At 72.9% G+C, this 6,673-nt stretch carries 7 protein-coding genes; 1 reads left to right on the top strand and 6 read right to left on the bottom strand.

What is annotated here, in order from left to right:
- Positions 1-51: 51 nt before the first annotated feature.
- The 6 genes from DQW06_RS07205 to DQW06_RS07180 all read right to left on the bottom strand — a co-directional run bounded on the left by DQW06_RS07205 (position 52) and on the right by DQW06_RS07180 (position 5,755).
- Complete coding sequence (locus DQW06_RS07205) at positions 52-1,734, bottom strand: PP2C family protein-serine/threonine phosphatase (protein ID WP_013154859.1); 1,683 nt, start codon at positions 1,732-1,734, stop codon at positions 52-54.
- Positions 1,731-2,780 (bottom strand): SpoIIE family protein phosphatase, encoded by a 1,050-nt coding sequence (locus DQW06_RS07200; protein ID WP_013154860.1) that lies wholly within the window; start codon positions 2,778-2,780, stop codon positions 1,731-1,733. Before DQW06_RS07200 ends, DQW06_RS07205 begins: the two co-directional genes overlap by 4 nt.
- The gene (locus tag DQW06_RS07195; RefSeq protein ID WP_013154861.1) at positions 2,777-3,211 is read right to left on the bottom strand and encodes an anti-sigma regulatory factor; all 435 of its coding nucleotides are present in this window, start codon (positions 3,209-3,211) and stop codon (positions 2,777-2,779) included. The genes DQW06_RS07200 and DQW06_RS07195 overlap by 4 nt, the downstream gene beginning before the upstream one ends.
- Complete coding sequence (locus DQW06_RS07190) at positions 3,208-3,603, bottom strand: STAS domain-containing protein (RefSeq protein WP_013154862.1); 396 nt, start codon at positions 3,601-3,603, stop codon at positions 3,208-3,210. The genes DQW06_RS07195 and DQW06_RS07190 overlap by 4 nt, the downstream gene beginning before the upstream one ends.
- 12 nt (positions 3,604-3,615) lie before the next feature.
- Positions 3,616-4,503 (bottom strand): STAS domain-containing protein, encoded by an 888-nt coding sequence (locus DQW06_RS07185; RefSeq protein ID WP_071622705.1) that lies wholly within the window; start codon positions 4,501-4,503, stop codon positions 3,616-3,618.
- A gap of 127 nt (positions 4,504-4,630) precedes the next feature.
- A complete protein-coding gene (locus tag DQW06_RS07180; protein ID WP_117198182.1) occupies positions 4,631-5,755 on the bottom strand; it encodes a PP2C family protein-serine/threonine phosphatase in 1,125 nt (374 codons plus the stop codon).
- A 286-nt stretch (positions 5,756-6,041) separates the two neighbouring features.
- Here DQW06_RS07180 and DQW06_RS07175 point away from each other — a divergent pair, with 286 nt between their 5' ends.
- A complete protein-coding gene (locus DQW06_RS07175) occupies positions 6,042-6,467 on the top strand; it encodes a MarR family transcriptional regulator (RefSeq protein ID WP_013154865.1) in 426 nt (141 codons plus the stop codon).
- The last annotated feature ends 206 nt before the right edge of the window (positions 6,468-6,673 follow it).

Below are 6,673 nucleotides of genomic sequence, written 5' to 3'. Positions count from 1 at the left end.
GCCGGGCACCGAGGGTGCCCGGCCCCTCGCGCGCGCGGACCCGGGCCGCCGCTACCCGTCCGCCCGCGGGGCGTCCCGCTCGGCTGCGAGGAAGACCAGCAGGCACACGTCGTCGTCGCAGTCCTGGTACTTGACCATGGCGTCCAGCAGGTCGTCGGCCGCCTTGTCCGGGCCGCCCCGCCAGTACGGCGGTCCCCCGAAGCCCTCCACCAGGCGCGCGATCCCGTCGTCGATGGACTCCCCGCGCCGCTCGATCAGGCCGTCGCTGTACAGCAGCAGCGCGGCGCCCGGGGGCAGTTCGACGGTGTGGTCGGTGTAGGACAGCTCCACCGGCAGGCCGAGCATGCCGCCGGACGGCAGGGGCACCGCCTCCGCCCTGCCCTCGCCGTCGCGCCACAGCGGCGGCGGGTGCCCGGCCCCGGCCATCACCACCTCGGGGTCCCCCGGCCGGAAGCGCACGATGACCGCGGTCGCGAACAGGTCCGGTTCGAGGTGGCCCAGCAGCCGGTGCAGGCGTTCCAGCAGCACGGCCGGGCTGCGCTCCTCCAGCGCGTACGCGCGCAGGGCCGTGCGCAGCTGGCCCATCATCACCGCCGCGTGGATGCCGTGCCCGGTGACGTCGCCGACCACGCCGATGAACTCGCCGTCGCCCCGCGAGAAGACGTCGTACCAGTCGCCGCCCACGTTCATCCCGCGCGTGGCGGGCAGGTAGCGGGCCGTCAGCTCCATCCCCGGGGTCTCGGGCAGCTCGGTGAGCATGGCGCGCTGGAGGGTGGCCGCCGTGTCGCGCTCGCGCTCGAAGCGGCGCGCGTTGTCCAGCGACGCCGCCGCCCGCCGCGCGAGTTCGACCAGCACGACCTCGTCGTCGGCGTCCAGGGGGTCGGTGCGGCGCAGCAGCAGCACCCCGAGCAGCCCCGAGCCCGTGAGCAGGGGGAGGGCCAGCTCTCCCTCCCCGGCCAGGGCGTCCGTCGGGCGTTGCCGGGCCGCGGCCAGGAGCACCGTGTCCGGCACGGCTGCCTCACGCGCGTCGGAGGCGCACAGGCCGCCGTCCTCGTCGGTGAGCCACGCCTCGACGGCGTCGGCGCGCTCGGGCACGAGCAGGTCCTGGAGGCGGGCGAAGATCTCCGACTGGTTCAGGGAGGTCATGAGCCTCGCGCTGGCCGTGGAGAGGAACGTGAGCCTGTTGCGGGCGGCCTCCGCCTGGTCCCGGGCCGCCCGCTCGGCCGCCAGGAGCCTGCGCTGTTCGTCGCTGGCCTCGGCGAGTTCGGCGTGCAGCGCGAGCACGCCCTGGTTGGTCTCCTCCAGCTCGCGCTGGTGCCACTCCAGCTCGCGTGCGCGCTCGGCCGCGACGGCGGCCACCCTCCCCGCGCGCTCGGAGGTGCGCAGCAGCTCCGCCGCCAGGAGTTCGGCGTCGGCCTCCTCCTGACCGCCGTCCGCCGCGGCCTCCGGGTCGAGGGGCTCGGGGAGGGGCAGGGCGGACTCCCAACAGTTCTCCCCCGCGCCGTCGCGGACGGTGGCGCGCAGCACGAGCCCGTCCTCGGACAGCTCCACCGCCAGCGCGGCCGGGCCGTCGGGTTCCGCCGCGCGCAGCGCCGACGAGGAGGCGCCGTCCAGGAACTCCAGTTCGGCCTCGTCCCCGCCTCGTGCGGCGCCGAGCACGCGTGCCATGGCCGCGCGTGCCCGCGCCGCGTCGACCGTGCCGCGGACCCGCAGGTCGAGCAGCGGTTGCGTCATCGTCCTCCCCCGTCAGGGCGTGCGGTGTGCGTGACCACGGCGACGCTGGTGTCGTCGCGCAGCGGACGGGCCGCGCTGCCCGAGTCCCGGAACACCGCTCCGGCCACGACCGCGGCGTCGTGGCCGCGCAGTGCCTCGACGCCCTCGGGTTTCCAGCGTCCCGGCACCCCGTCGCTGTGCAGGATGAGCATGTCGCCCGGGGACCACTCCCGCCGGGCCGGGACCGGCGTCCGCAGGGAGAAGGCCCCCACGATCCCGGGTTGGGAGAGCAGTGTCTCCCAGCGCCCGCCCCGGTACAGGCGCGCGCCGATGTTGCCGACCCCGCAGAAGGTGAGGCGGCCCCGGGACTCGTCGATCTCGACGATCGCCACGGCCGCCCCGCGCGTACGCCGCAGCGCCTCGTGCAGCCCGCGCAACAGCGTGTCGGGGGTCCCTCCCCGGCTCCCGGTCACGAAGCGCGAGGCCACGTCGGCGGCCTCCGAGGCGGCCTCACCGTGCCCGAGTCCGTCCGCGAGCATGACCGTGCGCAGGGCTCCGCCGCTGCGGAAGGCCAGGGCGTCCCCGGAGAGCTTGTAGCCGCCCAGGGGGACGTGTATCCCGCCCGTGGCCGCGCGGGCGCCGAACAGCGCGCGGTCGGCGGGCCGGGCGAACCGGGCCACCGCGACCGTCCCCCTCCCGGGAGCGCTCTGGACCTCGAAGAAGTCGGCGGCGCGCGCGCAGGCGCCGAGCCCCGCCCCCAGGGAGTCCTCGGAGGTGGAGAAGCCGTCCTCCATGGCGCGCGGGACGTCGGGGATCCCGGGGCCGTGGTCCAGGGCGAGGATCTGCAGGGCCCGGGCCGTTCCCCACGGCTCCCTGGCCTCCTCCGCAACGAAGCGCCCACCGCCGGCGTACCTGCACATGTTGGTCGCCAGTTCGGACGCGGCGAGGGCCGCGGCGTCCGCCGCGGCCCCGTCCAGACCGATGCCGAGCGCGGCCTTGCGGGCGGTCCGGGCCGCGTCGGACACGTGCGTGGCGTCGGTGACCGCCAGGTCCCAGACCCTGGTCATCGGGCTCCGCGCCCGTAGGGGTCGGCCCAGGAGGTGATGGTCACCCTGGTCCCTCCCTCGGGGAGGTTCTCGATCTCGAACTCCTGCACGAGGCGTTTGGAGCCGCTCAGGCCCATGCCCAGGCCGCCCGCGGTGGAGTAGCCGTCGGTCAGGGCCATGTCCACGTCGGGGATTCCCGGCCCGGAGTCGACGAAGGACACGCGCAGTCCCTGTCCCGCCTGGCCGTGGACGACGCGGATCTCGGTGGACCCGCCCCCGCCGTGCAGGAGTGTGTTGCGGGCCAGCTCGCTGGCCGCGGTCACGAGCTTGGTCTGCTGGACCAGGCCGAATCCGGTCTGCTGTGCCAGGGCGCGCACCTGTTGGCGGACCACGGTCAGGTCGGTGTCCCTGCGGATGGGCACGTGGATCGGTTCCGCGGAGGTCCGGCTCACGTCGCGCCCCGTTCCGGCCGATCCTTCCGTTCGATGGTGACCCCGAAGCTGGCCGCCGCCTCGGTGACCGTGCGGGCGGTGTCCATGCCCGGCAGGGTCAGGCCCAGTTCGACCAGGGTGATGGCCACCGCCGGGCGCATGCCGACCAGGACGGTCCTGGCCGCGAGGAGCCGGGAGGAGGCCGCCACCTCGGCGAGGACGCGTGCGAGGAAGGAGTCGACCATGTCGAGCGAGCTGATGTCGATGATGAGTCCGCGCGAACCGGTGTCGGCCACCGCGGCGGTCACGTCGTTCTGGAGATCGACCGCGGCCTCGTCGGGGAGTTCGCCCTGGATGCTCACGAGCAGCAACCCGCCGAGGTCGAGGACCGGGATGGTGGGAGGACTAGTCACGTACCTGTCCAATCAGCTCTCGGGGCCCTTGACGGACCGCACGTTGCGCTGACGGCGCTCCAGCGCCCACTCCAGCGCGTCGGCCAGACTGGCGCGGGTGGTGACCGGGCCCAGGTCGAGGCCGAGTTGGACGATGGTCTGGGCGATGGCGGGGCGGATACCGGAGATCACGCACTCCGCGCCCATGAGCCGCGCCGAGGCGACGGTCTTCATGAGGTGCTGCGCCACGAGCGAGTCCACCGTGGACACGCCGGTGATGTCCAGGATGGCGATGGTGGCCTTGTGCTCGACGATGGCCTCCAGGAGGTTCTCCATCACCACCTGGCTGCGCGCGCTGTCGAGCATGCCGATGAGCGGCACGGCGACGAGGCGGTCCCAGAGCTTGACGACCGGGGTCGCCATCTCCAGGAGCTGCTGGCGCTGGCGCTGGATGATCTCCTGGTTCTCCTGGAGCATGCTCTCCACGACCATGACCCGCAGGGTGGCGAACAGCGTGACGAGCTGGATGCGGACGTCGCACAGCTCGTCGGGCCCGGTCTCGGGGGCGTCCGCGACCAGCAGTTCCATCGCGGCCTCGCCCAGGACGCCGACCTCGCGGTCGACCTGGGCGATGGACAGCCCCGACCTGGTCCGCGAGGCGGTCATCGCGACGAGCTGATCGCGGACGGGGTGGAAGCCCGGGGCCTCCAGGTCGTCGACGCGTCCGCTGTCGGCGACCACCGCGAGGGAGTCGACGACCGCGTGGCAGGCCTCGACGGCCTCGTCCCGGGTGACGGTGAACACCGTCTGGAAGAGGGGCAGGTCGGCCCACCGCTGGGCGATCTGCTCCCTGCGGCGCCGGAGGAAGGCGGACACGATCCGCGCGCCCGACCCGGAGTGGTCGGATGCTCCGTCAGTCATACATCTCCTCGTGGTCCTGCGTGTCGCTGGAAGGGGGGTCCTGCGTTGTTTGCCGCGTGGCAATTGTCTACCAGACGCGGGCCGGGTGGAAACGGGGCGCGGCGCGCGCCGGAGGCGGCCGAGGCGCCTACTCCGGCTCGCTCCGGCCCCGCCAGTCCAGGCATACCACCAGCGCGTCGTCGACGGACTCGTGCTCACCGCGGTACTCGGCCAGGTGGCGCAGGACCTCCTGGGGGACGGAGGCGCTGGGCACCAGCCTGGTGGCCAGGATGGCCAGGGACAGTGCCCGGCTGCCGAAGGTCTCCTCCTCGGACGGCCCCTTGGCGTCGAACACGCCGTCGCTGACGAACACCAGCCGGTCGCCCGGCTCGACCCGGAAGCGCTCCGCGGTGTAGACGGTGTCCTCGGCCATGCCCATGGGCAGCTGGGCCTCGAAGGGCAGCTGCTCGACGCGGTCGCCGCGCAGGCGGTAGAGGAGGGGCGAGCCCGCGTCGACCGCCTGCACCTCGCCGGTGGCCAGGTCGAAGCCGAGCAGGAGGACGTCCAGGTAGCGCTCTCCCCGGTAGTGGGCGTAGACGGCCTTGTCGGCGAGGGCGACCTGGTCGGCCAGCGGGATCCCGCTGCGGCGGGCGTTGCGCAGGGCGTTGACCGCCAGGCTGGTCAGCAGCGAGGCGTCGATGCCCTCGCCCATGCCGTTGGTGATGCCCAGGGTGAGCCGGTCCGGCGCGGCCGACCAGTCGAAGTTGTCGCCGCGTATGGAGTAGGCCGGCTCCAGCTGGGCGCCGATGCTGTACTCGGGGCACTCGAATCCCCGGCCCGGCAGCAGGTCCCACTGGACCTCGGCGGCCAGGGTGAGGCGGTCCCTGCGGCGCAGCGTCCGGTAGACGTCGGTGTCGCGCTCGGCGACGAGGATCTCGTGGCCCAGCAGGCTGGCGACCTGCTCCAGTTCGGCGAGCACCCCGGCGGAGTAGTCGGCCGCCTTCAGTTCGACGGTGAGCACGCCCAGGCGGTCGCCGCGGGCGCTCACCGGAAGGTGGACGGTGACGGCCTCGGAGCCGAAGCTGTCCTCGACGAAGGTCTCCTGAGCGCCGAAGACCCTGCCCACGACACTGTTGAAGACGGAGTACTCCCCCGCGCACTCCCCGGGCGGATCGGGGACGTGGCAGAGTACCTTGAGTCCGTAGTCAGCGAGGAAGAGTTCGGCGGACACCGCCGCGTAGTCCTCGGAGAGAGCCCCACGGAGGACCGCCATGAGCCCGTGCGGCTGGGCCTCGCGGAGGGACCGCGCTACGGTCTCGTATCTGTTCACTGGCTCGACCTGTTTTTTCTGTGCCGATTGGAGAAGTATCCCGCACACCGGCACGGGTACGGTCGGCGGGCGCGGAACGGGGCGTTCCGTTATGGTCGTAGAGGTACCCCATTTCCGATGCCGGATGGGTACAGCTCACAGACGCGACGTGTGAGAGTGGAAAGTGAGTCCTGAATCGCAGGAACCGACAGCCGAAGCAGCCCGTGCGGCCTCCACCGTCACCGAACTCATGGAAGTGCTCTGGGGGCGCGGCCGTGAGGTCGCCTCCTCACCGGTCTCCCCTCCGCAGCTCAAGGTCCTCTTCATCCTTGAGGAGGAGGACGGTGTGAACCTGCGTACGGTGACCGAGCGCCTGGGTTCCACTCCTCCGTCCGTGAGCAGGCTGTGCGACCGCCTCCAGGCGGTCGGCTTCGTGACCCGGACGCCGAGTCCGAACAGCCGTCGTGAGCTGAGGCTCTGGCTGAGCGAGAGCGGCCGGACCTTCCTGCGCGACCTGAGGGCCCGCAGGGAGGCTGAGCTCCACGAGGTCATCGCCCGCATGCCCCCGCGCAAGCGGGTGATGCTCATGGAAGGGCTCGTGTCCTTCCGCGAGGCGGCGAGCCGCTCCGAGGAACGCTCCGAGAGTTCCGACCAGCCGAACTTCCGCACGGCCTGAGCCACTGGTGCGGACCGGACGGTCGGCCCGGCGCCACGTCTGGGTGGAACCCCGGCGTCCCCGCCCTGCCCTGGGCAGCCGCCACCTCGGGGCGGGCTTCCCAACCGTAAACAATGCCGCCAGAGTCAACTATTGTCAAGCGGCAACAGTTTTCCGTCACCGCATCGAGGCCGCGGCCGCCGCCCTGCCCCCGCCGCGTCCCGCCC

The organism is Nocardiopsis sp. TNDT3 (assembly GCF_003427465.1).
Lineage (GTDB): Bacteria > Actinomycetota > Actinomycetes > Streptosporangiales > Streptosporangiaceae > Nocardiopsis > Nocardiopsis dassonvillei.
Note: the sequence above shows the minus strand (reverse complement) of the source record. Positions and strands in the feature narration are given on the sequence as shown.

Excerpts from the sequence above, each read along its gene's own strand:
- DQW06_RS07205 (WP_013154859.1), bottom strand. The coding sequence starts at position 1,734 with ATGACGCAACCGCTGCTCGACCTGCGGGTCCGCGGCACGGTCGACGCG.
- DQW06_RS07200 (WP_013154860.1), bottom strand. The coding sequence starts at position 2,780 with ATGACCAGGGTCTGGGACCTGGCGGTCACCGACGCCACGCACGTGTCC.
- DQW06_RS07185 (WP_071622705.1), bottom strand. The coding sequence starts at position 4,503 with ATGACTGACGGAGCATCCGACCACTCCGGGTCGGGCGCGCGGATCGTG.
- DQW06_RS07180 (WP_117198182.1), bottom strand. The coding sequence starts at position 5,755 with ATGGCGGTCCTCCGTGGGGCTCTCTCCGAGGACTACGCGGCGGTGTCC.
- DQW06_RS07175 (WP_013154865.1), top strand. The coding sequence starts at position 6,042 with ATGGAAGTGCTCTGGGGGCGCGGCCGTGAGGTCGCCTCCTCACCGGTC.